Source organism: Flavobacterium tyrosinilyticum, assembly GCF_023656565.1.
Lineage (GTDB): Bacteria > Bacteroidota > Bacteroidia > Flavobacteriales > Flavobacteriaceae > Flavobacterium > Flavobacterium tyrosinilyticum.
Genome location: NZ_JAMOKG010000002.1, coordinates 738,848 through 763,083, shown reverse-complemented (window position 1 = coordinate 763,083; position 24,236 = coordinate 738,848). Strand labels below are relative to the sequence as shown.

Annotated in this window: 27 protein-coding genes; 19 read left to right on the top strand and 8 right to left on the bottom strand. The window is 33.1% G+C overall.

Annotated features, from left to right (window positions below):
* Positions 1-72 precede the first annotated feature (72 nt).
* The 4 genes from NCC77_RS11150 to NCC77_RS11135 all read left to right on the top strand — a co-directional run bounded on the left by NCC77_RS11150 (position 73) and on the right by NCC77_RS11135 (position 2,467).
* Positions 73-519 carry a hypothetical protein gene (locus NCC77_RS11150; RefSeq protein WP_250835628.1) on the top strand — a complete coding sequence of 149 codons (447 nt, stop codon included), beginning with the start codon at positions 73-75 and terminating at the stop codon, positions 517-519.
* An 81-nt stretch (positions 520-600) separates the two neighbouring features.
* On the top strand, positions 601-1,056 hold the full coding sequence (locus NCC77_RS11145) for an SRPBCC family protein (protein ID WP_250835627.1): 456 nt from the start codon (positions 601-603) through the stop codon (positions 1,054-1,056).
* A gap of 65 nt (positions 1,057-1,121) precedes the next feature.
* Complete coding sequence (locus NCC77_RS11140; RefSeq protein ID WP_250835626.1) at positions 1,122-1,907, top strand: TlpA disulfide reductase family protein; 786 nt, start codon at positions 1,122-1,124, stop codon at positions 1,905-1,907.
* A 122-nt stretch (positions 1,908-2,029) separates the two neighbouring features.
* Positions 2,030-2,467: an acyl-CoA thioesterase gene (locus NCC77_RS11135; RefSeq protein WP_057122622.1), complete on the top strand. Its 438-nt coding sequence runs from the start codon at positions 2,030-2,032 to the stop codon at positions 2,465-2,467.
* A 94-nt stretch (positions 2,468-2,561) separates the two neighbouring features.
* Here the strand turns inward: NCC77_RS11135 and NCC77_RS11130 are convergent, their stop codons facing one another.
* Positions 2,562-3,254 carry a hypothetical protein gene (locus tag NCC77_RS11130; RefSeq protein ID WP_250835625.1) on the bottom strand — a complete coding sequence of 231 codons (693 nt, stop codon included), beginning with the start codon at positions 3,252-3,254 and terminating at the stop codon, positions 2,562-2,564.
* 281 nt (positions 3,255-3,535) lie between these two features.
* Between NCC77_RS11130 and NCC77_RS11125 the strand changes: the two genes are divergently transcribed.
* The 6 genes from NCC77_RS11125 (at position 3,536) to NCC77_RS11100 (ending at position 8,991) form a co-directional block, all read left to right on the top strand.
* On the top strand, positions 3,536-4,525 hold the full coding sequence (locus NCC77_RS11125) for an alpha/beta fold hydrolase (RefSeq protein WP_250835624.1): 990 nt from the start codon (positions 3,536-3,538) through the stop codon (positions 4,523-4,525).
* A 129-nt stretch (positions 4,526-4,654) separates the two neighbouring features.
* Positions 4,655-5,044 (top strand): DUF1398 domain-containing protein, encoded by a 390-nt coding sequence (locus NCC77_RS11120; RefSeq protein WP_095927817.1) that lies wholly within the window; start codon positions 4,655-4,657, stop codon positions 5,042-5,044.
* 14 nt (positions 5,045-5,058) lie between these two features.
* Complete coding sequence (locus NCC77_RS11115) at positions 5,059-5,916, top strand: ThuA domain-containing protein (RefSeq protein ID WP_250835623.1); 858 nt, start codon at positions 5,059-5,061, stop codon at positions 5,914-5,916.
* 3 nt (positions 5,917-5,919) lie between these two features.
* On the top strand, positions 5,920-6,765 hold the full coding sequence (locus NCC77_RS11110) for a sulfurtransferase (RefSeq protein ID WP_250835622.1): 846 nt from the start codon (positions 5,920-5,922) through the stop codon (positions 6,763-6,765).
* A 208-nt stretch (positions 6,766-6,973) separates the two neighbouring features.
* The gene (locus tag NCC77_RS11105) at positions 6,974-8,197 is read left to right on the top strand and encodes an ATP-binding cassette domain-containing protein (RefSeq protein WP_250835621.1); all 1,224 of its coding nucleotides are present in this window, start codon (positions 6,974-6,976) and stop codon (positions 8,195-8,197) included.
* Positions 8,198-8,373: 176 nt separating this feature from the next.
* Entirely contained in the window at positions 8,374-8,991 is a 618-nt protein-coding gene (locus NCC77_RS11100) for a 3-keto-alpha-glucoside-1,2-lyase-like domain-containing protein (RefSeq protein ID WP_250835620.1), read from the top strand.
* Positions 8,992-9,214: 223 nt separating this feature from the next.
* Here NCC77_RS11100 and NCC77_RS11095 read toward each other — a convergent pair whose 3' ends face one another.
* Both NCC77_RS11095 and NCC77_RS11090 read right to left on the bottom strand, forming a co-directional pair.
* On the bottom strand, positions 9,215-10,255 hold the full coding sequence (locus tag NCC77_RS11095) for an RluA family pseudouridine synthase (RefSeq protein WP_250835619.1): 1,041 nt from the start codon (positions 10,253-10,255) through the stop codon (positions 9,215-9,217).
* Positions 10,245-10,865, bottom strand: a complete 621-nt coding sequence (locus NCC77_RS11090; protein ID WP_095927824.1) for a PASTA domain-containing protein — start codon at positions 10,863-10,865, stop codon at positions 10,245-10,247. Before NCC77_RS11090 ends, NCC77_RS11095 begins: the two co-directional genes overlap by 11 nt.
* Positions 10,866-11,289: 424 nt before the next feature.
* Between NCC77_RS11090 and NCC77_RS11085 the strand changes: the two genes are divergently transcribed.
* The 4 genes from NCC77_RS11085 (at position 11,290) to NCC77_RS11070 (ending at position 14,293) form a co-directional block, all read left to right on the top strand.
* Positions 11,290-12,261 (top strand): D-alanine--D-alanine ligase, encoded by a 972-nt coding sequence (locus NCC77_RS11085; protein ID WP_250835618.1) that lies wholly within the window; start codon positions 11,290-11,292, stop codon positions 12,259-12,261.
* A gap of 109 nt (positions 12,262-12,370) precedes the next feature.
* On the top strand, positions 12,371-13,063 hold the full coding sequence (locus NCC77_RS11080; RefSeq protein WP_250835617.1) for a DUF421 domain-containing protein: 693 nt from the start codon (positions 12,371-12,373) through the stop codon (positions 13,061-13,063).
* Between the two features lie 116 nt (positions 13,064-13,179).
* The gene (gene coaD / locus NCC77_RS11075; RefSeq protein WP_250835616.1) at positions 13,180-13,638 is read left to right on the top strand and encodes a pantetheine-phosphate adenylyltransferase; all 459 of its coding nucleotides are present in this window, start codon (positions 13,180-13,182) and stop codon (positions 13,636-13,638) included.
* Between the two features lie 76 nt (positions 13,639-13,714).
* On the top strand, positions 13,715-14,293 hold the full coding sequence (locus NCC77_RS11070) for a PhnA domain-containing protein (protein ID WP_250835615.1): 579 nt from the start codon (positions 13,715-13,717) through the stop codon (positions 14,291-14,293).
* Between the two features lie 401 nt (positions 14,294-14,694).
* On the opposite strand, the gene NCC77_RS11065 is transcribed toward NCC77_RS11070, so the two are convergent.
* Both NCC77_RS11065 and NCC77_RS11060 read right to left on the bottom strand, forming a co-directional pair.
* Positions 14,695-15,138 (bottom strand): hypothetical protein, encoded by a 444-nt coding sequence (locus tag NCC77_RS11065; protein ID WP_095927830.1) that lies wholly within the window; start codon positions 15,136-15,138, stop codon positions 14,695-14,697.
* Between the two features lie 221 nt (positions 15,139-15,359).
* Positions 15,360-16,721, bottom strand: coding sequence for a DEAD/DEAH box helicase (locus NCC77_RS11060; RefSeq protein ID WP_250835614.1), 1,362 nt, complete (start codon positions 16,719-16,721; stop codon positions 15,360-15,362).
* A gap of 261 nt (positions 16,722-16,982) precedes the next feature.
* Here NCC77_RS11060 and NCC77_RS11055 point away from each other — a divergent pair, with 261 nt between their 5' ends.
* From NCC77_RS11055 to NCC77_RS11045, 3 genes are all read left to right on the top strand, one after another.
* Complete coding sequence (locus NCC77_RS11055) at positions 16,983-18,710, top strand: M14 family metallopeptidase (RefSeq protein WP_250835613.1); 1,728 nt, start codon at positions 16,983-16,985, stop codon at positions 18,708-18,710.
* Between the two features lie 268 nt (positions 18,711-18,978).
* Positions 18,979-19,317 (top strand): cyclic-phosphate processing receiver domain-containing protein, encoded by a 339-nt coding sequence (locus NCC77_RS11050; protein WP_250835612.1) that lies wholly within the window; start codon positions 18,979-18,981, stop codon positions 19,315-19,317.
* Positions 19,318-19,511: 194 nt separating this feature from the next.
* Positions 19,512-20,321 (top strand): hypothetical protein, encoded by an 810-nt coding sequence (locus NCC77_RS11045; protein WP_250835611.1) that lies wholly within the window; start codon positions 19,512-19,514, stop codon positions 20,319-20,321.
* Positions 20,322-20,515: 194 nt separating this feature from the next.
* On the opposite strand, the gene NCC77_RS11040 is transcribed toward NCC77_RS11045, so the two are convergent.
* From NCC77_RS11040 to NCC77_RS11030, 3 genes are all read right to left on the bottom strand, one after another.
* Positions 20,516-20,929, bottom strand: coding sequence for a helix-turn-helix domain-containing protein (locus NCC77_RS11040; RefSeq protein ID WP_250835610.1), 414 nt, complete (start codon positions 20,927-20,929; stop codon positions 20,516-20,518).
* A 145-nt stretch (positions 20,930-21,074) separates the two neighbouring features.
* A complete protein-coding gene (locus NCC77_RS11035; RefSeq protein ID WP_250835609.1) occupies positions 21,075-21,473 on the bottom strand; it encodes a hypothetical protein in 399 nt (132 codons plus the stop codon).
* A 16-nt stretch (positions 21,474-21,489) separates the two neighbouring features.
* Entirely contained in the window at positions 21,490-22,278 is a 789-nt protein-coding gene (locus tag NCC77_RS11030; RefSeq protein ID WP_250835608.1) for a hypothetical protein, read from the bottom strand.
* Positions 22,279-23,087: 809 nt separating this feature from the next.
* On the opposite strand from NCC77_RS11030, the gene NCC77_RS11025 reads away from it, so the two are divergent.
* Together NCC77_RS11025 and NCC77_RS11020 are read left to right on the top strand one after the other, a co-directional pair.
* The gene (locus NCC77_RS11025) at positions 23,088-23,318 is read left to right on the top strand and encodes a DUF4287 domain-containing protein (RefSeq protein ID WP_250835607.1); all 231 of its coding nucleotides are present in this window, start codon (positions 23,088-23,090) and stop codon (positions 23,316-23,318) included.
* Positions 23,319-23,373: 55 nt separating this feature from the next.
* Positions 23,374-24,114, top strand: coding sequence for a DUF6882 domain-containing protein (locus NCC77_RS11020; RefSeq protein ID WP_250835606.1), 741 nt, complete (start codon positions 23,374-23,376; stop codon positions 24,112-24,114).
* Positions 24,115-24,236: the final 122 nt, after the last annotated feature.

Here is a 24,236-nt window from a genome sequence, read left to right as displayed (position 1 = left end):
ACCGAAGCTTAATTTAATTCAAACCTAAAGAATAATTTGACTATGCACCACACTTAATAAAAGACAGTAAAAATGAAACTAAGCCTCAAATTTATATTCCTTACGATAATATTTATCCCTATCTTAACATTGTCGCAAACAAACAAAAATTACATTGCTATAACTTACTCAAGCATATGTTGTGGTACACTATCTGAAAAACCTGTAATGGATTTTGTAAAAAAGGCTGAAAAAAAATTGAAACTAAAACCTTTTGAAATATTTATAGAAAATGGCCTAGGAAAAGAAGGTGAACATAGTTTTTATATTGGAACAGATAACTTGATTAACAACCAGTTAAAATCTTTTTGGAATAATCTAAAACATATAGCATCTAATCAAAATCAATCCAGATCAAAAAATGAAAATGGGTTTGTAAATATAGAAGATAAACTTATATCTAATTCTACTTTGAAAAGTATAAAAGCAAATCCGAGAACCAGAATTAGTTCGTTGAAAATTTACAATTACAAAGAATAAAATTGTATAAATAATTCTTAATTAAAAATTAAACCCATTAACTTTACTATAACAATTTGATTTTCAATAAAAAAACTCAAAATGACTTCAGATATTCTTACTACAACATCAGATTCAGAAATTGTAACCACACGTGTTCTGAATTTCCCGCAAGAACTTGTTTTTAAAGCTTGGAGCGATCCAGAACATTTACAAAATTGGTGGGGACCAAAAGGTTTTACCAACACTTTTCAGGAGTTTAACTTTTGCGAAGGCGGAAAATGGAGATTCATTATGCATGGTCCAGAAGTTGGAAATTATGCCAATGAATGCGAATTCATCAAAATAGACAAACCCAATCTTATTGCTTGGAAACGCCATACGAAACCACTTTTTCAAATCTTAACCACTTTTGAAACTATTGCCGAAAACCAAACCAAAGTAATTTTTAAAATGCTTTTTGAAACTGAGGCAGAATGCCAGAAATTAAAGCCTTATGTTGTCGATAAAAACGAAGAAAACTTTGATAAACTGGAAGTTGAATTATCTAAAATGTAATTATGAAAACTTAATTCCTTATTTTTACCTTATCATCAATCATTAAACAATCAAAAATCAATCACATGAAAAAAATCATTTTTCTAGCAATTTTTCTAATTGCTCAATACTTTTATGCGCAAAACCAAGTCGCAAAAAAACCTGAAACCGTTATTATTATCAACAACGAAATTGCCACAATGGATCAAGTGATGAAATATGGCAATGAGGGTTACATCAAATCAATGAATAAAGGCGTTAGTGAAGAAAAGCGAAATGAATTAGCAAACAAGTTTGGCGATAAAATTGGCGATAGAGAATTTATAGTTGTCGTAGAAGTTTTTACCGAACAAGAAAAAATCGAAAACGATAAAAAGACTAAAGACACTGCCTTAGATCCAAAACCTCAGGTCGAACAAAAACAATTTCTCTTAAATATCAACGATAAAGCCAAAGACTTTACTTTAAAACTTGTAGACGGAAAAGAGGTAAAACTTTCTGACTTAAAAGGAAAAGTGGTACTGGTTAATTTCTGGGCAACCTGGTGCGCACCTTGCCTACAAGAGTTCTACGATATTCCATCAAAAATTCTCGAACCTTTTAAAAATGATAATTTTGTCTTTTTAGCAATCTCAAGCGGAGAAAAAGAAACTGCAGTTGCTAAAAAAGTATTGAAACTAAAAAATGATGGTCTTAATTTTAATTTCGGCATTGATCCAAATAATATAATATGGAATCAATATGCTACAAATGCAATTCCGAAAAACTTTTTAATTGATCAAAACGGAATTATACAATATGTGGCAGTAGGAAATGCTGAGGGAAACCTAGACAAGATAGCAAGCGAAATCAAAAAACTGCTTTCAAAATAGATTATTGGACCGCTATTTATAATGTAAAAACGAAAAAAAAATTATGCATGCATAGTAATTTTGTGCTATTCGTTTGTTTTTTATTTGTAATTTCGGTTTTTCAATAAAATACAATAATAAAAATGGCTTCATTTACAAAAGAAATATCTTTCCGTTGGTCAGATCTTGATCCTAATTTTCACGTTCGTCACAGCGCTTATTATGATTTTGGCGCGCAACATCGTATCGAAATTTTAGAAGAATTGGGTTTAACATTAAAAGTAATGCAAACGCAAGGTTTTGGTCCTGTTTTGTTTAGAGAAGAATGCGTTTTTAGAAAAGAATTAAAACTTTCTGATAAAATATTCATTCATACTAAAACTTCAAAAATGAAAGCCGATGCTTCTCGTTGGTCGATCATACATGAATTTAGAAGAGAAGACGATACACTTTGCGCAACAATCACGGTTGATGGTGCGTGGATGGATACAAAACTGAGAAAACTAGCTTCTCCAACGCCCGAAATCGCGATTCAGGCTTTGAGTATCTTTCCCAAAAGTGATGATTTTGTTGGACTATAAACCAGCTAATCTTAATCTTATAAAAAATCCCAAAAACAATTTTAAAGCTTGTTTTTGGGATTTTTCTCTTAACCAAACTGTATTTTTAAATTCGCTATTCAAACTTTAATCCAAAATTTACTTTTTCAAAAGTGGTACTGCACGAAAAGGCAAATCGTCCGACATTAACAGTTCCGAAAATGCCGCCAACGGAATGTCCAGAATAAAATCCACCAGCAGAAAATCGGCGAACCTGATATTTTAAAGCAATATCATTTACCCTCGAACTCAACTGCCCAAAAGCAATTACATGCGGGATAATTTCATAACTCCCAAAAACTTTGGGAACCAGTTTTTTGTAATAATCAAAACTTTCGTCAGTTTCATAATCAATAATTGACGAATGCAAATTTTCGAGGTTTCCGCCAATATAGGTATTTTCAGAAAAATGCCATGAGATACTGAAACCTGTAAAAGTCCCCTCATAACCGCTTCTAGAATCTACATAACCGATACCAATTGTAGCTCTAAATTTTTCGCAAATTTTCCCTATATAACCCACATAAGTGCGATCGATTTCGGATTTGTCAATTCCAGCACCAAAAATGATATCGTCTTCACACATCGTAAGAGCGTACTGAAAATAAGCTGAATATTGATCTTGATTTGCTGCGACGACACTCCGGCCTTTATCGAGATCTATATTTGGAGAAATTAAGGTTGAGTTTATAACAGCGAAATCAAAAGTATTGAGTTCTTGAGCAAATGTGGGGACAGTGAGCAGGAGCAAAAGTAGTGTCTTTTTCATAATACTATTTTTTAAGGCTTACAACATTCTGATACTAAATTACATACATTTTTCCTGTTAATAAAAGAAGTTCTTTGAAGTGCGACATTACTCGTCAAAATACATTATTTTCACAATCAGCTTCATTTAATCGATAAAAGCTCAATAAATCATCGATTATTAACACTAAAAACAATGAAAACATTTTGAAAGCTTTTTTTCTGATAACTTTAAGATATTACGCTTTGTTTTAAAAATGGTTCGGTTTAATTTTATAAGACGTAATAGCAAATACTTTTAAAATGAAAATACTCAAACTAATCTTTATACTAATTCCTTTCTTAAGTTTTGGCCAGCAAGGAAATATAAAAGCACTGGATATTAATTTAAGTAATTATGAATATCCGTTCCCTGTTCACTTTATCGAATTGAGCAGTCAGCGTCAGTACATGAAAATGAGCTACATGGATATCATTCCAGAAAACTACAATCAAAAAAATATCGTGTTACTTCACGGAAAAAATTTCAATGGCGCTTATTGGGAAACTACTATCAAAGCCTTGACAAAAGAAGGATTTCGCGTAATTGTTCCGGACCAGATTGGATTTGGGAAATCGACAAAACCAGACCATTTTCAATACAATTTTCAGCAGTTAGCCGAAAACACCAAGAAACTTCTAGATCATTTGGGAATTCAAAAAACCACAATTTTAGGACATTCTATGGGCGGAATGCTGGCGACACGTTTTGCATTGATGTATCCTGAAACAACAGAAAAATTAGTTTTAGAAAATCCGATTGGTTTGGAAGACTGGAAATTAGTTGTTCCGTACAAACCTGTTGATTGGTGGTACGAATCGGAATTAAAACAGAATTACGAAGGCATCAAGCAATATCAAATGGCAAATTATTATGATGGAAAGTGGAATGCAGATTATCAAAAATGGGCCGAACTGGGCGCAGGATGGACAACGGCACCGGATTATGATCGCGTTGCTTGGAATTCTGCTCTTTTATACGATATGATTTTTACGCAACCTGTTTTGTACGAATTTAAAAATATTAAATGTCCCACGCTATTGATTATAGGAACGAGAGATAAAACCGCTTTAGGAAAACCACTGGTTTCTGAAGAAGTGAGAAAAACAATGGGTAATTATGCTGAATTGGGCAAAAAAACACAGAAAGCAATTCCGAATTCAAAACTCGTAGAAATTCCAAATACAGGGCATTTGCCACATATCGAATCTTTTGATTCGTTTATAAAATCATTAATCGTATTTTTGAAATAATTTATCAGCTATGAATTAATTTTTCTTTTAATTAAAATAAAATTAGTGCCAATACGTGTAATTGCTTCGCCTTTTCGCTACCGCTCGGGTCGTGGCAAAATCTAAAATCTAAAATCTAAAATTAAAAATATGTTTACAATCGAACAAATAAAAGAAGCACATGGAAAAGTAAAAAGTGGTGCAGATTTTCCAAATTATATCCAGGATTTAATCATTTTAGGCGTAAAAGGATATGATACTTACGTTCATGACGGAAGCACTGTTTACTATGGATTAAACAATTATACCGCAGCTGCCGAAGAAAAATATCCGGAAATTAAAGTTGCTGATTCTCCAAACAAAGAACTTTTTATAGAAAATTTGGTAAAACATCAGCATGGCGAAACCGATTATATGACTTTCTGTAATCATTGCGCACAAGCTGGAATTGCAAAATGGCGCGTTGATATTATTGAAATGACTTGCACGTATTTTGATAAATCGGAACACGAAATTTTAATTGAAAAAATTCCTGTTTAATCGCTTCAATATTCATGGCTTTTTTCAACCAAAACCAAAAAACCATTTTTAAGAAAGGTATTTTACTTTTAGCTTTAATGGTCTTTTTCTTTGGCTTTTCTCAAAACAAAAAAGAACATTCAAAATTTAAAGTCATTGCTTTTTATACGGCTAAAAACGATCAGGCACATATTAGTTTTGTGCACGAAGCCAATAAATACTTTCCAAAATTAGCTGCAGAAAATCATTTTCAATACGATTCGACAAGCAATTGGGATAATTTAAATGCTAAGTTTTTAGCAAAATATCAGGTTGTTTTATTTTTAGATACAAGGCCTGAGAAAAAAGAACAGCGAGAAGCTTTTCAAAAATATATGGAAAATGGCGGCGGTTTTATTGGATTTCATTTCTCTGCATTCGCTTTAAATGATTCTAGCTATAATCAAGATTGGAACTGGTATCACAACACCTTCTTAGGTTCTGGCGAATACGGAAGCAATACTTGGAAACCAACTTCGGCAGTTTTGAGAGTAGAAAATGAGCACCCAGTAACTAAAAATCTGCTTAAAACCTTCTCTTCTGCTCCAAATGAATGGTACAGATGGTCGAATGATTTAACTAAAAATCCTGACATTGAAATTTTATTGGCTATTGATGAATCTAGTTTTCCATTAGGAACTGGTCCAAAAGCTCATGAAATCTGGCATAGCGGTTATTATCCAGTTGTTTGGACAAACAAAAAATATAAAATGCTGTACGTAAATATGGGACACAATGATATTGATTATGAAGGCGGAACAAACAAAACTTTATCGTACACTTTTGAAAACAAAACACAAAGTCAATTAATTTTGAATGCTTTGCTTTGGCTTGGAAATTCAAAGAAAAAATAAAAAATGTCAACTACCCTTTCTCCTATCATTACGGCTCAAGAATTAATTGCTAATTCTAAAATCATTTTAGTTGATGCTAGAGCTGGCGTGAATACTTTTGAAAAGTATCAAAAAGAGCATTTAAAAGGCGCTCGTTTTGTCGATTTAAATCGTGACTTGGCTGCGATTCCAGAAAATCCTGCCAATGGCGGAAGACATCCGTTACCATCTCCAGCAGATTTTTCTAAAGTACTTTCTTCATTGGGAATTTCAACTTCTGATCATATTGTCGTTTACGATGATAAAAACGGGTCTAATTTCGCTGCACGTTTCTGGTGGATGATGCGTGCCATTGGACATGAAAAGATTCAGGTTTTAAATGGCGGTTATCAAGCTGCGATTCAAGCTGGTTTTCTAACCAATTCTGGAAATGAGACTTTTGAAAAAACAGACTATCCTTCTCAAGAATGGAAATTACTTTTAGCAGATATTGAAGAGGTAGAAAAAGCTCGTAAAAACGATCAAAATATCGTAATCGATGTTCGTGACAAAAACCGTTACGATGGCTTGGTAGAACCACTGGATTTAATTGCCGGGCATATTCCTGGAGCTATCAACGTTCCGTTAACTGAAAATTTAGACGAAAACGGATTATTTAAATCAGCTAATGAATTGGCTGAAAAATACAAAGCTATTCTTCAAGACATAAAACCAGAAAACACAATCGTTCACTGCGGTTCTGGTGTTACAGCGTGCCATACTTTATTGGCAATGGATTACGCTGGACTTCCAATTCCGAAACTATATGTGGGTTCTTGGAGCGAATGGTCAAGAAACGATCGCGAAATGGCAACACAACAAACAGAATAATTTTTAGCCACAGATTTCACAGATTAAAGTGATTTTTTTAGCCACGACCTGAGCGATAGCGAACAGGCGAAGCAATTCCACTAATTTCACTAATTATAAATGATAAAAAATTCGTGCGAATTCGCGAAATTCGTGGCAACACATTTTTTTTAATCTTTTTAATCTGCGAAATCTGTGGTAAAAAAAAATAATACAAATAAAAATTACAATGCAACACTGGGATATACTTTTATCAAATCAGGTAAATAAAAAGAAATTAATAGACAACATATTAAACGGTGAAGCAACGGGCGAATTAGCCGTTTTTAACCATCAAAAAGGAATACTGTTTTCTGATATTGCCATCGAAAAATTCATCGAAAAAGAGTTTCAATATGACAGCGTAGAAGCTTCTCCAGATTCGCACAGACAACTTCGCACTTTTTCGTCTGGCGAACGTAAAAAAGAGTTTTTAAAATACTGCATCAATCAAAAACCGGATTATATTATTTTCGATAATCCTTTTGATCATTTGGATCAGGCTTCAAGAGTAATTTTAGCCGAGTCATTAAAAGATCTAACCAACGATATTGCAATTATTCAGCTTTTAAATCGTACTGTTGATGTGCTTGAATTTGTGCCCAATAAAGCTCAAATTAAAGACAATACATTCGAATTACATCCATTTAAAAAAGCCGAAAATCATTTCAAAACATTAAATACAACTGCAATTCCTAAAGCAACAGAAACTCATACTTTTCCAGAAGATGAACTAATCAGACTTGAAAATGTTTCGGTAAGTTATGACGAAAGAAAGATTCTCGACAACATTTCCTGGACAATCAAACAAGACGAATTCTGGCAGTTAATTGGTCCAAATGGTTCTGGAAAAAGCACCATTTTATCTTTGATTACAGGAGACAACCCGAAAGGATTTGGACAAAATTTATTCTTGTTTGGAAGAAAAAAAGGAACTGGCGAAAGTGTTTGGGATATTAAAAAACAAATCGGGATTTACACTACTGCTATGATGGATCTGTTTCAAAAAGGCCACACTGTGGAACAGATGATCTTATCGGGATTCTTTGACCAAATCGGATTGTATACAGAACCTACAACACATCAAAAAAATATCGTAACGCAATGGCTTGAAGTAATCGAAATGACGCATTTACGCAAAAAACGTTTTATTGATCTTTCTATCGGCCAGCAGCGTGTGGCATTAATTGTTCGCGCCGTTTTAAAACATCCGCCATTATTAATTTTAGACGAACCTGTTGAAGGCTTAGACGATGAAAATGTAGATTTGGTAATTCAGCTTATCAACACCATAAAACAAGAAACCAATGTTTCTATACTTTATGTTTCACACCGAATCGAACAAGGCCTTGCTCCTACTTCTGTTTTCGAACTTTTGCCATCACAAACGGGATCAACCGGAAAAATAAAATAGCAATCAGAATTGAATTAAAATGAGTTAATTAGATAATAGGTCAATTAGATAATTTATCGGCAGAATGCAAAGCATATCTGTAGAGATGCACTGCAGTGCGTCTCTACAACGAATATCCATAATACGTTAGACGTACAGCAATGCACCCCTACGCAATACCGCAACAATACCAAATTATGATAAAGCAAATAAGCATTACATTTATTTTTTTACTGATTTTAAGTTCGTGTTCAAGCACGATATCGACTTCTAAAAAAGAATACATTTTACAGGATTCAAAAAAACTAAAATCAAATTGGAAAATCGATTCTAAAGAATGGGTTTTAAAAAATGATACCCTTACAGGAAACGGTTCTCTTTCTCCTTGGGGAGTTTTGGTTTCAAAAAAACAGCTTCCAAATAATTATGAGATTGATTTTAAAGTCAACATGACAAATTCATCTTTATTCGAAATCATGCTCAATTTGGATAAAGGAAAATACATTAGAACCTACTTATACCAAATTGATCAAAACATTGTAATTGGTGACGGAATCTATGATAAAAAAGACGATTCATATGGAAAACGAGGTGGAAAAACCTTATTCAAAAAACCAATGAAATTAGAAAACAACAAGTGGTATGCTGTAAAAATCAGAGTTACAAATAACCAATTATATTATTCCGTAGACAACAAAACTTATTTAGAATGTTCCGTTGAAAAAAGCAACCTAAACCAAAAAGGAAAAATAGGTTTCATAACCAACGGAGAAGTCAAAATAACGGATTTAAAAATCAAATATATTCAGAATTAAATTAGATAATTAGTCAATTAGACAATGTGCCCAATTAGAACGCAAAGTATTTCAGTAGAGGCGCACTGCAGTGCGTCTAACGTATTGTAGATATTCGTTGCGAAGACGCATTGATTGCAGTGCGCCTCTACAGAATATTGGAACGATAAAACAAAAAAGCTCCATGAGGAGCTTTTTTTCAGTATAAAGAATTATCTAATTTTCAAATTGACAAATTATCTAATTATTCCTCATCAACATTATGAGACTTCACATAAACACGCCATTTCTCGATACAATCCTGAAAATCCTGAGGCAATTCTGTATCAAAACGCATTAATTCTCCTGTATTCGGATGAACAAACCCTAACGTTTTTGCATGCAGCGCCTGACGTGGTAAAGCTTTAAAACAATTCTCAATAAACTGTTTGTATTTGGTAAAAGTCGTTCCTTTCAAAATCAAATGCCCACCGTAACGCTCATCATTAAACAACGGATGACCGATGTGTTTCATGTGCGCACGAATCTGGTGTGTTCTTCCCGTTTCCAATTTACAAGAAATCAGAGTCACATAACCAAAACGCTCCAAAACTTTATAATGCGTAATAGCTGGTTTTCCAATTTCTGGATCATCAAAAACCGCCATTTGCATACGGTCTTTTAAATGTCTCGCTAGATTTCCTTCAATTGTACCGCTTTCAGCCGCAACATTTCCCCAAACTAAAGCAATATACTCACGTTCAGTCGTTTTAGCTTCAAACTGCTTTGCTAAATGCGTCATAGCAGCTTCTGTTTTGGCTACAACCAAAAGACCAGAAGTATCTTTATCAATTCTATGAACCAAACCTGGGCGTTCGCTGCTGTTCATTGGCAAATTATCAAAATGATGCGCCAAAGCATTTACCAAAGTTCCGGTATAATTTCCGTGACCTGGGTGCACAACCATTCCAGGCTCTTTATTAATCAATAAAAGAGCATCGTCTTCATAAACAATATTCAGCGGAATATCTTCAGGAAGAATATGATTTTCAAACGGAGGATGCGACAACATAACCGTAATCACATCAAAAGGTTTTACTTTGTAATTTGATTTTACTGGAATCTCATTCACAAAAATGTTTCCATTAGTTGCCGCATTCTGAATTTTATTTCGTGTGGCATTCGGAATCAAATACATTAAATATTTGTCAATACGCAAAAACGCTTGACCTTTTGGGACTTCAAATCTGTAGTGCTCAAATAATTCGTCTTCCAGATCTAAGTTTTCTTCAATATTATTGTTCATCACTTGGGGTTTCTACAGGCGCTGCAGTACTATCTGTTGCCTGACTTTCATCTACATAACTTGCTTTTCCGTCACCTAAAACCAAATCGATTTTAGACGCTTTCAAAACGCGATCTCCTACTTTTAAGTTTCTTCCTTTTAAACGCATTTCCAAAACCATATCTTTTCCAAGATTCGGAATATACGTAATCGTTCCTGGCTCAAGACCTAACGCTTTCAACGTTGGCACAGCTTCACGATATGTTTTTTCGATTAAATCTGGAATTTTCACAGAAGAAAAACCAGATGCATTAATCTTAATATAAATTTTTCTACCCACTTTTACCATCGTTCCAGGCAGTGGATCTTGCTCTACAACACTATATTTTGGGTATTCACTTCTGTAATCAACACTGTCCAAAAGAACATAATCTAAATCCAGTTCATCCAATTTATTTTCAACTTGCTCTTCAGTTAGTTTCGACAAATTCGGCACCGCAATTTCGTGACCGTGATCTGTTGTAAAAGTTAACCAATGCATGAATAAATAACCAATAACCGCAATAATAGCTGCGGCCGCAAGCAATTGCAAGAAAAAAACTCGGCTTGTTAAATACTGACGTAAACTCATAAATTTATTTTTAATAGCGACAAAGATAAAGTATTTCGTTTCAAAAAAAATGATAATTTTGTTTAAAACAAGAAACTCGCATGATTGTCATCCTGAGCGAAGTCGAAGGATAATTTTCAGGAGCTGTTTCCTGCTATCCGCTGTATCTTTTGCGCCGAACCCCGGCACAAAAGGATGCCGCTTCTATCAGGGCTAGGACACTCGGTTTCATAAGAACGTTTTCTTGTTGTCAGACTGAGCGAAGTCGAAGTCACACAAAGTGATTTAGCACGCGGGACTTCGACTTCGCTCAGTCTGACAATCAAAACGAATAAAAAACATTTAAGAAAAATTAGTTCACCCGCTTCGTCTTTTCGCTATAGCTTGGATTGTGGCAAAAACTTAAAACATTAAACTTGAAACAATTAAAAAATAAAAATATACAATGAAAAACATTGCCATCATCATGGGCGGCTATTCCAGCGAATACAAAATATCTTTAATCAGCGGGAATGTCGTGTATCAATATCTTGACAAAACAAAATACAACGGATTCCGTATTCACATTTTTAAAGAAAAATGGGTTTATGTTGATCAAAATGATGCCGAATTCCCAATCGATAGAAATGATTTTTCAGTTACCGTAAACGGCGAGAAAATTACTTTTGACTGTGTTTTCAATGCCATTCACGGAACTCCAGGCGAAGACGGATTAATGCAAGCCTATTTTGAATTAATTGGTCTGCCACAATCTTCTTGTGATTATTACCAATCGGCACTAACATTCAATAAAAGAGATTTATTATCGGTTTTAAAGCCATACGGAATTAAAACAGCAGTTTCTTATTATTTGAACAAAGGAGACGAAATAAATACTGCAGAAATCGTTAAAAAAGTTGGATTGCCATGTTTCGTAAAACCAAACAAAGCCGGTTCAAGTTTCGGAATCTCAAAAGTAAAAACCGAAGCTGAATTGCCAATCGCGATAGAAGTTGCATATAAAGAAGACAACGAAATCATTATCGAAAGTTTCCTTGACGGAACCGAAGTTTCTGTTGGCGTAATTAACTATCAAGGAGAAATTAAAGTATTGCCAATTACAGAAATTGTATCAGACAATGATTTCTTCGATTACGAAGCAAAATACGAAGGGAAATCGCAGGAAATCACGCCAGCGAGAATCTCTGACGAAATGACTAGAAAAGTTGGCGAAACAGCAAAACGTGCCTATGAAGTTTTAAAAATGAAAGGTTTCTCAAGAAGTGAATTCATTATCGTAAACGACGAACCGCACATGCTGGAAATGAACACCATTCCAGGTTTAACAACCGAAAGTCTAATTCCGCAGCAAGCAAAAGCAGCCGGAATTTCTCTGGAAGATTTATTCACAAATGCGATTGAGTTAGCGCTTGTGTAAAGATGCTAAGATACTAAGGTGCTAAGATTCTAAGATTTTAGCACCTTTATTTTTTTTAGACACAAAACTTAGTAACTTAGAATCTCAGAACCTTAGCACCTTAAAAAAAATGAAAGAAATCTTCGAATGGAATAGACTGTTTTTTAATGAATTGCCAGAAGTTTTTCTTTTGGAAGTAATATTTCGTTCGACAGTAATGTTCACCATTTTACTGTTAACACTTAAACTGGCTGGTAAACGAGGTGTTAAACAATTATCAATTTTCGAAACCGTAATCATTATTGCATTAGGTTCTGCTGCTGGCGATCCTATGTTTTATGAAGATGTCGGAATTGTTCCGGCAGCAATTGTTTTTTTAGTCATTATTATTTTGTACCGATGTGTGACATGGCTTACAGGAAAAAGCAAAAAATTCGAAGAGTTTATAGAAGGCAAAACAGAATGTTTAATTAATGATGGAAAATTTTCTATATCGAGTTTTAAAAAAGAAACTTTGGCACAAGACGAATTTTTCTCAGAACTTCGCGTAAAATCAATAGAACATTTAGGACAAGTAAAACATGCTTTTATAGAACCAAGTGGAGAAATAAGCGTATTTTTTTATCCAGACGAAAATGTAAAATACGGATTGCCTATTTTGCCCTCTTTATTTAATGCTAAGAACAAATTCATTCCGACTGACGGAATCTATGCTTGTTCTTTCTGCGGACACACACAAGAAGTTAAAAAAGGAACAGCAAAGTGTAATGAGTGTAAAAGAGAAGAATGGGTCGAAGCGATAAATACCCTTAGAATAACTTAAAATAAATTCCAAAAAAAGAAAAATTCCAAATTCCAAAATAAAGAAAAACTAAGATTCAGCACCATCCGAATAAAACTTAGAATCTTAGCATCTCAGAACCTTAGAAACTTAAAGAAATGCGAAAAGCCATATTTCCAGGATCATTTGACCCAATTACGTTAGGACATGAAGACATTATCAAAAGAGGAATTCCTCTATTTGACGAAATTGTGATTGCCATTGGTGTCAATGCCGAAAAAAAATACATGTTTTCATTAGAAGAAAGAAAACGCTTTATTGAAGAAACTTTCAAAGACGAACCAAAAGTTTCCGTAATTACTTATGAAGGACTAACAATTGATTTGGCTAAAAAAGAAAAAGCCAATTTCATCTTAAGAGGCCTACGCAATCCAGCCGATTTTGAATTCGAAAAAGCCATTGCACATACCAACAGAAAACTGTCTAAAATAGAAACTGTTTTCTTATTGACAGCTGCAAGCACCTCATTTATCAGTTCGAGCATTGTACGCGATGTATTGCGTCATGGTGGCGAATATGAGATGCTGGTTCCAGATGCGGTTAGAGTTGCGAAATAAAGCAATAACAAACCATAAAACTTGCCAGCGAAGCAAATTATAAGTAATTTCGCATTTTTAAAACAAACAATAAATAATGAGCATCGAAAGAGAATTAAGCAAACGAAGCGGATCTAAATGTGAGCTTTGTGGTGCTGAAGAGAATTTAAAAGTTTATCAAGTCCTACCAACTAAAAAAGGCGGAATTGATGAAGCTGTATTAGCCTGTAACACTTGTATTGACCAAATTGAAAATCCAGACAACGTCGATTTAAATCACTGGAGATGTCTTAACGACAGTATGTGGAACGAAAATATTCCTGTACAAGTTGTAGCTTGGAGAATGTTAAGCCGTATGCGAGCTTCAGGATGGCCACAAGAATTGCTAGATATGATGTACCTAGATGAAGATACACTAGAATGGGCAAAAGCAACAGGAGAAGGCGAAGATGACGAAAATAAATTAGTGCACCGCGACAGCAACGGCGTGGTACTACAACACGGAGATTCTGTAGTTTTAATTAAAGATCTTAAGGTAAAAGGTTCTAGCATGGTTGCCAAACAAGGAACTGCTGTTAGAAACATACGTCTAGACCACGAAAACGCCGAATACATCGAAGGAAAAGTCGATGGCCAACAGATTGTGATTATTACACAGTATGTGAAGAAGATTTAAATAAAGTTGCTAAGGTGCTAAGATTCTAAGTTTTTTTTTAGAATACTAACTATTTAACCACAAAGCACACAATGATTTACGCAAAGTTCGCAAAGTTTTATCCACAAAGCTTTGCGAACTTTGCGCTTTTATAAAGCCATAAATTAGAAAAAAACTTTGCGTGCTTTGCGGTAAAATCAAAGACAAAGTTTATCAATTGAAACCTGAAGCATCTACGCAAAGTTTCACTCACAAAGCTTTGCGAGCTTAGCACATTTAAAAGCCTTCAAATAAAAAACTTAGCGTGCTTTGCGTTAAAACTAAAGACAAAGTTTATCAACGTGAAACTTGAAACTTGAAACAAAAAAAGCCCGTCCATAAAACTGAACGGGCTTTTTAAATATATTGTTTTTAATCGAAAATTATTTCTGAAATAATTTATTGATCTGATCTTTTACGAATGGCTCAGAAACGTTGTTTGTTGCTGCGTCTCTTTCTTTACCAGAAACCATAAACTGAACTGTAGCTTTGTCTGGAACCACATTTCCTGTGTAGTGCAACCAAATGTAGTTGTTAGGTAACTCTAATTTGATATCGTACAACGGAGAAGCTGTAAATCCGCCCATGATAATGTTGTATAAAGCGTTATAAGCATTATCGATGTTCTTAAATGAAAATTTTCTCAAAGTCGAATCGTCATCACTTTGAACAATAGTGTAATACACAGTGTATTCGTCACCAATTTTCTGAATGTAGTTGTTATTTACTTTTCCTAATTTTTCTACAGGAACCGTTTCTAGAACCTTAACCTGTGCAAACGAAATAAAAGTAAAAAACAATGCGGCAAGAGTAATAATCTTTTTCATATAGTATTTGGGGTTACAATTTTACGAACACAAAAAAACACAGAAATATTGAAAAAACACCTATCAATTCGTTATTTTTTTAACATAAAATTGTAAAACTTAGCCAAGCAATTCTAAACTACTGAAATACAATAAAATAAATATTATAAATTCCAAAATCCAAAATCCAAATTCCAAATTCCAAAATCTAAATTCCAAATTCTAAAATCTAAATTCTAAAATCAATACTTCCCTCTCTTCTCCTCTTCTTCTTTCTTGATGACATTACGAGCGACTTCTATTTTAAACTTCTTCCCTTTCATTTTTTCATCCTTAATATTCTTAAGAAGATCTTTTACTTTATTGTATTTTACCGCTGCAAACGAAACAAAATCTTTTACTTCAATCAAACCTAAATCGTCTTTTTCTAGTTTTCCCTTTTGCGAAAAGAATCCAACAATATCAAATTTGTTCAGTTTGGTCTTTTTACCGCCGCTGATATAAATAGTCTGAAATTGAGGCGGATTTGGTAAAGAAACTTTACCTTCAACATCCAAAACCTCCATTTCGTAATCAATGTAGTCTAATTGTTTTTCACTTTCGTGAATAATTACATACGCCGTTCCTGTTGCCTGCATACGCGCTGTACGTCCGTTACGGTGTGTAAACTCGTCTTCTTTTAAAGGCAGATGATAATGAATAACATGTTTCATTTCTGGAATATCCAAACCTCTTGCTGCCAAATCGGTTGTAACCAAATACGTAACACTTCCGTTTCTAAACTGAATCAAGGCACGCTCACGTTCTTCCTGATCCATTCCGCCATGATAATACACCGAATAGATTCCTTTTCCGTTTAAAGTATCGCTAATGCGTTCTGCAGCATCACGGTGATTACAGAAAATAATTGCCGATTCTGATTTTAAAGAACAAATCAAATTGAATAAACTTTGCAGTTTATCCTTTGCTGGCGAAATCACCATTTTCATCGAAAGATTGGTTTTCTCTTCTTCCTCTGGAATAAAATCCAAAACAACCGGATTTACAACTCGCGTATATTTCGGAATTTCAATATCTGAAGTAGCCGAAACCAAAACTCTTTTGTTTACTTTCGATAGTCTTCCAATGATAAAAGACATCTGTTCGTGAAACCCTAATTGAAGCGATTTATCAAATTCATCCAAAATTAAAGTCTGAATTTTATCTGTTCTAAAAGTTTCTCTTTCAATATGATCCGCTATTCTTCCAGGCGTTCCAATTAAAACTGCTGGCGGATTGCTTAAATTCTTAATTTCAGTTTCGATTGAATGCCCGCCGTAACAAATATTGACTTTGTACTGCGTTCCCATTTTTTTCCAAACCTGTTCAATTTGAAGTCCCAATTCGCGTGACGGAACCAAAATCAAACACTGAACAGACAATACTTCTGGCTGCAACAATTCCAATATCGGAAGTAGGAAAGCCAATGTTTTTCCAGATCCTGTTGGAGAAAGTAATAAAGTATTGTTTTCGTTTAAAATAGCATCATGTGCCATTTCCTGCATTTCGTTTAGGCTTTTAATCCCTAAATTCGAAAGTATATCGTTGGAATGGTGTTTTTTCATGCTGCAAAAGTAGGTAAAAAAGTTGTTTCAAGTTTTTCTTGTTTCAGGTTTCAAGTTTATTTAACCGCATTCAAGTGCAAAGATTTTGTTTCACGCAGATTTTGCAGATTTAAGCAGATTCTACTTTTAATTATAAAATCTTTTTTGATCTGCCTAAATCTGCAAAATCTGCGCGAAACCATTAACCACAAAGCATATCAACCTGAAACCTGAAACTTGAAACAAATAAAACTATTATATTTGACCATCAAAACCAAAACCATGAAACTTTTTACCATTCTCTTTTCACTTTTCAACATTACTATTTCTGCTCAAAACAATAAAAAATACGATACTTTTTTTGAGAAAGGAAACGGAAACCAATCGGCTTCGTATCAAGAAACTATTGCTTATTGGAAGATGCTCGCTGCCGATTTTCCGACTATTCAAATGAAAGAAATGGGACTAACCGATTCTGGTGAACCTTTGCACATGATTACCTTCAATCCTGACAAGGAATTTGATTTTGATAAAATCCAGAAAACCAAAGCTGTTCTATTTGTGAATAACGGAATCCATGCGGGAGAACCAGACGGAATCGATGCAACCATGCAGTTTTACAGAGATCTAGCAACAGGAAAAATGAAAGCGCCTAAAAACACTGTTTTGGTTACCATTCCAGTTTATAATATTGGCGGGGCTTTAAACCGAAATTCGACAACGCGCGCCAACCAAGACGGACCTGAGATTTATGGTTTTAGAGGAAATGCCAGAAATTACGATTTGAATCGTGATTTAATTAAATCGGATACGCGAAATACAAAGAGTTTTGTGGAGATTTTTCAGAAAATAAACGCCGATGTTTTTATCGATAATCACGTAAGCAATGGTTCTGATTATCAATACAAATTGACGTACATTATGACACAGCATAACAAACTGGGAACGGTTTTGGGTGATTTTATGAATAATGAAATGATGCCGGCTTTGGTAAAAGATCTTCAGAAAAAGAAAATCGAAACTACACCTTATGTCGATTCGTTTAAAGATACTCCAGATAAAGGTTTTGGGCAGTTTGTAGATAGTCCGCGATATACAACGGGGTATACTTCGCTATTTAATACGATTGGTTTTGTGGTCGAAACACACATGCTTAAAAAATATGTCGAGCGTGTAAAAATGACCTACGAATACATGAAATCGACTTTGGATTTTACCGATGCGAATTATCAGAAAATAAAAAATTTAAGAGTACAAAATTTAGAACAATACCAGCCAAAGAAATCATACACTTTAAAATGGGAATTGGACAGCACAAAAGCGACCACTTTTTCGTTTTTAGGTTATGAAGCAGGTTACAAAAAAAGCGACGCTACAACGGGAAATCGTTTGTATTATGACCGAAGCAAACCGTACAAAAAAGATGTTCCGTACATCAAAGAATTTAAATCGGTTAAAGAAGTCGTGATTCCTACGGCTTATATTGTTCCGAGAGGTTATTGGAATATTATTGAACTTTTGAAAAACAATAATATCTCGTTTAAACCAATTAAAAACGATACGATTATAGAAGTCGAAAGCTACAGAATTGCCGATTTTAAAACCGTTCCATCCGCTTATGAAGGACATTATTTACACAGAAACACAACCGTAACTTCTAAAATCGTTAAAATGGCTTTCGCCAAAGGAGATTATATTGTTCCAACCAACCAAAAAGGGGTAAAATATCTTCTAGAAGCTTTTGAACCTGAAGGCGTAGATTCGTTCTTTAACTGGAATTTCTTCGATCCAATTTTACAGCAAAAAGAACATTACTCAGAATATATTTTTGAAGATACTGCAGGACAGCTTTTAAAAGAAAATCCGTCTCTAAAAGCAGAATTAGAAACCAAAAAACAAAACGACCGCGAGTTTGCAAAAAATTCCGAAGCGCAATTGGATTGGATTTACAAACATTCTGTTTATTATGAAAAGGCGCATATGCAGTATCCTGTTTATCGTGTTTTGTAGATTTTTTTGCCTGTTTTTTTAACGCAAAGTGCGCTAAGATTTTTTTGATTTGGATTGGGTTTGGCTGGCGATAAGAACGCAAAGCTAGAAGTGTAGAACTTTGTCAAAATTCTTGCTCAAAGTATTGTTGCACAACGTTTGTCATTTCGAGGAACGAGAAATCACACTCGTAGATCGACAAAGATTGTCAATATTCTGGATGGAATTATTAGTGTGATTTCTCGTTCCTCGAAATGACAAAATATTAAATAATTTTAAACCTTTAAAAATGACATACAAACTTTTTCTTGACGACATTAGAGATGTAAATATGGTTTACAAAAAATTAACTAATGATGATTTCGTTGTCGTTAGAAATTTCGATGATTTTAAAAAAGTAATTCTTGAAAAAGGCCTTCCTGAATTAATTAGTTTTGACAATGACTTAGGTCTTGATGAAAATGATAATGTTGCCAAAGATGGTTATGCATGCGCCAAATGGCTGGTTTATGAATCTGGAATTGATTTGCAAAATTTAAAGTTTAATGTGCATTCTGCGAATCCTGTAGCTAGCCAACAAATTCAAGGTTTATTGGATAATTATATTAAACATTTGAAATCACAATAGTGGAGATTAGCAATCTGTTCAAATAACAAAAACAACTAAAAAAAGCAAGGTTGCTTTACTTTGTGGGCTCGGATTACAAATCCGCGCTATCGGAGTATTTACCAGAAATGATAAAGAGCAATTAATGCTAACCTCTCATGCTAAAGATTTTATGAAATATTTAAAAGACCATTTATAAAAAATTACAGATACATATGACATTTCCAGATTTATTAAAAGAATTAAATGAAACAGCAAAAGAGCGCATTAAAAACCCTATCATAGGAGCTTTTGTGTGCTCCTTTCTTATTTGCAATTGGCAAGCAATTTTTATCTTGTTTTGGTCAGATATGTCAATTGAGGAGAAAATAGAATTTATTAATACTAAGTGGAAGATTTCTCTACCAATTATTTTTTCACTAGGATATACTTTAGCTATTCCATTAATAATGATTCTTATGGACTACGCTTTAATGCCAATGAAAAGAAAAAGAATTGCCAATATTTACAAAAATAAAGGTTTTACAACTGACCAAAAGATTGTTCATGCTGAAAAAGAGTTTCAATTAAAAAGTGCTGAAAGTGGTAATAAAGATAGGCAAGCTCTTTTAGATCAAATAAAAAACTTAGAGGAATCTAAAGCAAAAATAGAAGAAACAAACTCCTTTATTATCTCAAACCTTAACGAAAAATTAGAAGAAGTTAACAAATCCTTTGGTGAAAGTATTGAACAAAAAAATCTAAAAATTTCAGATCTTTTGAATAATTATGATATAGCACGCAATGATTTTGCAAAGTATAAAACACTGTTCGCAATTATGGCAAATCTTGATCAGTATGAAGTTGATGCAATTAAACAGTTAGGTAGCGACCTTATTAGTTTAATAAGCACTACCAAAATTGACGAAGATAGTTTACGAGCATTAAAAAGAATGGGGCTTGTTGTAGAAAAGGGCACAACATATGAACTAACTTCTTTAGGAAAACAGATGTATTCAGCAATTATAGAAATAGGAATAGAATAAAAAAGTATTTGATTAAATACACGTATTTTTATACTGTCCCACACTAGCGCGAGCGTCCCGCTCGTGAACGCAATCTAAGTCAAAACTAAAAGCACGAGCAAGATGCTCGCGCCAGCGACAATAAACCAAATAAAAAAGCCTAATAAAAAACAAATTTTATTAGGCTTTTCTATATTCCAAAAAAAACAAAAATCTTATTTATCCTTCAATATTTTTTCTAAATACTCTACTTTATCTTTCTCAGCTTGAACCAAACGTTCGTAAAGCTTTTTATTTTCTTCATAAGCTTCAATCAATTTATCTAAAGGATTAAAAGTGCAATTATTATTAGTTCCGAAATTAGTCCCGTTACTATTATCATAGAAATTATTAAAATAATTAATCGCGGCTTCTTCTGAAAAGTTTTTCAGCGCTTCAACATTTACTCCCAAAGCTTTTGCAATCTGTTTTAGCTTTTCATCATCTATCGTTTCACTATTTTCTAAAGCAGATATAGCCTGTTGGTTTGTTCCTAAAGCCTGCGCCAAAGCTTCTTGCTTCATGTCACGAAGTTCACGAATTCTACTAATTTTTCTTCCTATATGGCTTGGTTTTGTAAATGTGCTCATAATTGTAATGTATTGCTTATTAAACAAAAGTACGATTTTTGAGACATGAAATTAAATAAGTTTTAAGTTTCTCAGATTCTAAGATGCTGAGTCTTCTTTTTAATGCTTAATTGAGCGAACTTAAATTGATATAAACTGAAAAATTTTATTCAATTTCAAAACTTGCTTCTACTTGTAAGTAACTTTTTTTACCATTTTCAGTTTTGACTAAAAAAATAACATAATTTTTAAGGTAATCCCAAAGATCATAATCTCTTAATTTTAACCTTCTATTTTCATTATAGAATTTAGACGACCTAATAAATTCTTTAAGATTAATTTCTCTTTTTTTAGTCTTGTAATTCTTCATCTCTTGAACTCCAGTAAAGTAAAATCCTCCTTCAGTAGCACCACTACCATCTTCTATGTAAAAATGATTTGGAATTTCGATATGCGTATTAATGTATTGACTATCATAAGAAAAGAAAAGTGTGTCCTTAGCTTTTTCTTGTGCTTTTGCAGATGTTAAAAATGTAGCTAATAATAAAAAGATAATAGTTTTCATAAGGGTTCTCAAAATACTAATCATAAACAACCTCTCCAGCACTTACTTTAATAAATTCATTTTCATTTACTTTAACAAAATAAACAACATAATTGCTAAGGAAATCTGCTAAGGCAGTTTCATTCAATTTTTGTTTCTTGTATTTGCTACAAAATCTTTGCGATTGAACAAATTCTTTAAAATCAATTAATTTGTTTATTGTTAAGCCTGTATATATCCCTTCCTTTTGAAAAAATATATGTTGGTTCCCATTACTGCCTTTAATTAGATACCATTCAGGATCAGTTGTTGATTGGTAAATGTATTCATTATCCAATTTGAAATAAAGTGTATCTTTTATTTTATTTTGTACTACATTCCAGTCTTTATCACGTCTAGGATAATAAGAAACATAGTTTAATTGTAGAGATTTAATAAATTCATTTCCATTTACAAAATAAATAACATATTTATCAATCAGAGAATCCTTGACCTTTTTTTCATCTACAATTTGGTTATACTTTCCGTCAAAATAAAACTTTCTATTTTCAATATATTTTTTAATTGAAAGAACTTTTTTGGGTTTTAGATTTTTGGTTAAATTATCATCGCCAATAAAAAATATGTAGCCATTGTTTTTTGTCCGCTTCATATATTCATTTGTCGTTTTAATCCACTCTGGATACGTTTCGTTTTCTAAATCTGGATTAATGGTGGGGGAAATGGTGTAATATTTATCTATGCCAAAATAAAGTGTGTCTTTTTTCTGAGAGAATATCTTACTCACAAAAAAGAAATAAAATATAGATAGAATATATATTTTCATATTAAATGTTTTTTGAGCTCTCTTTGCTAGCGAAGCATCTCTCTCTCGTGCCAACAAAGATTCACATCAAAACGCTCATGCTAGCAAAAAAATTAAGACACTTTGATATACGGTTTTTGTTTTTTCACTATCGTTATGACGTAAACTGATGATATTAAAAATAAGGCTAAAGGGAGTAAAAAAGCAATATTTATTCTGTGATAATTATTCATTAGTCCTGAAACGTAAACCTGATAAATCAATAACACTACAAAACAGCCCAACAGAACTTTATAATTCCTACTGATTAAAAACAAAATAAGCACAAAAAATACAGGAATAATTGATAACCCTTCCCAAAATATTCTAAACGCCATGCTACTAAAAAGATCGTGCAAAAATTGATAGAAATAAATCATCAGCAGAGCAATAGTTGGAATCCCATTCTCTTGAAGCCCGAAGATTATTAGAAAAGAAAACATTGCGATGAATCTTGCAACTTTTAAATTTATTGACATGTTCAGTTTATTTTTCCGTAGCAAAATACATTAATAAATTAAAAAACAAAGAAAAAACTTATAAACATAAAAATTACGGGATTCCGTAGTGAAATTCAAAATTTCCGTATTTACTTTATAATTATTTATTTTTTTTAACGCAAAACAAAAATTTTAGATATTATGGATGTTAGTATAAAAGATTACGATTATTTGTTGATGGCTTGGCAATTTTTTTAGTAAAAAGTTTGAGCTAAAGAAATTTTAAAAAGCGAATACTAATCTTACTTTAATTTGTACATTCGTCTTGCTTAACTATTTAAATTCTATTTTATGTCATTTCAAGGATATTTAAAAACGATTAAAGAAAAAACAGGAAATGGTCCAGCTGAATTTAGAACTCTCGCTGAACAAAAAGGATTTACTGCAAACGGAGAATTAAAACCCGAAGTAAAAGCTGGAGATATTGTAAACTGGCTTAAAAATGATTTTGCTTTAGGACAAGGACATGCAATGGCTATTTATGCTCTCCTAAAAGGCATTAAAAATGAGGATAGTGAATAAAACTTAACTAGAAAATCAAGAATTTCAATTTTATAATTATACAAGCCACAAAAAAATGGGACTATTCAATAATCTTTTTAAAAAGAAAGAAGAAAATACAGAATCAAATACAAATCAGTTAAATGTTGCTAAACATTTTACCTCTGAAAATGATTTTTTAGAAAAATATGGAGCTTTAGCTTTAGAAAAGCAAAGAAATCTATATAATGTAACTGGTGAACTTTCTTGGAATGTTGACATGAACAAGGAAGAAATTACTTTTGGAGACGATCTTACTTTTCCAATGCAGGTTTTGGGCTCGTTTTCTCATTCGTCAGAAACTTGGCTATGGCTTTGGGAAAATAAAGCAGGTGGTTATGCAGAATCTGTTATGCAACAGGCACTTTTATTAAAGCAATATGGTGAAGAAAATAATATAGAATTATTAAGTGTTGGAAAATTTGATGCTGTACAAAACGATTTGCATTTAATAGGAATGATTGCAACTGAAATGTTTAATTTGAGCGGCTATTATCTTGGAAATTACGGTCAAGGAACAATGGTGGTTACGATAAAAGATGATGCAATTGACAACTCTGAAAGTGAGGAATTGTCTAGAATTCTGACTGTTTTCCCAGAGTTGATTTCGACATTTGAAATTCAGAATCACAGAAATGCCTTTACCAATTATCTTTCTCAAAAAGGTTTTGAATTGACTCCAAACGGAAATGAAGTTAAAGCAGAAAAAGACGGAAATATCATTAATGCCGTTTTTAACGAAAATAATCTTTTGACAAGCTTAAATGGTAATTCTTAAACTTCGAATAACTAAATAATCTTTAAGGCTGATTGCCCGCGTGAGGGATAGAGCCAAGCTACCGAAGTAGTGGCGAAAGCCCGACAGCAATAAAAGAAAAGACCCAATGAACGCAAAGTTTA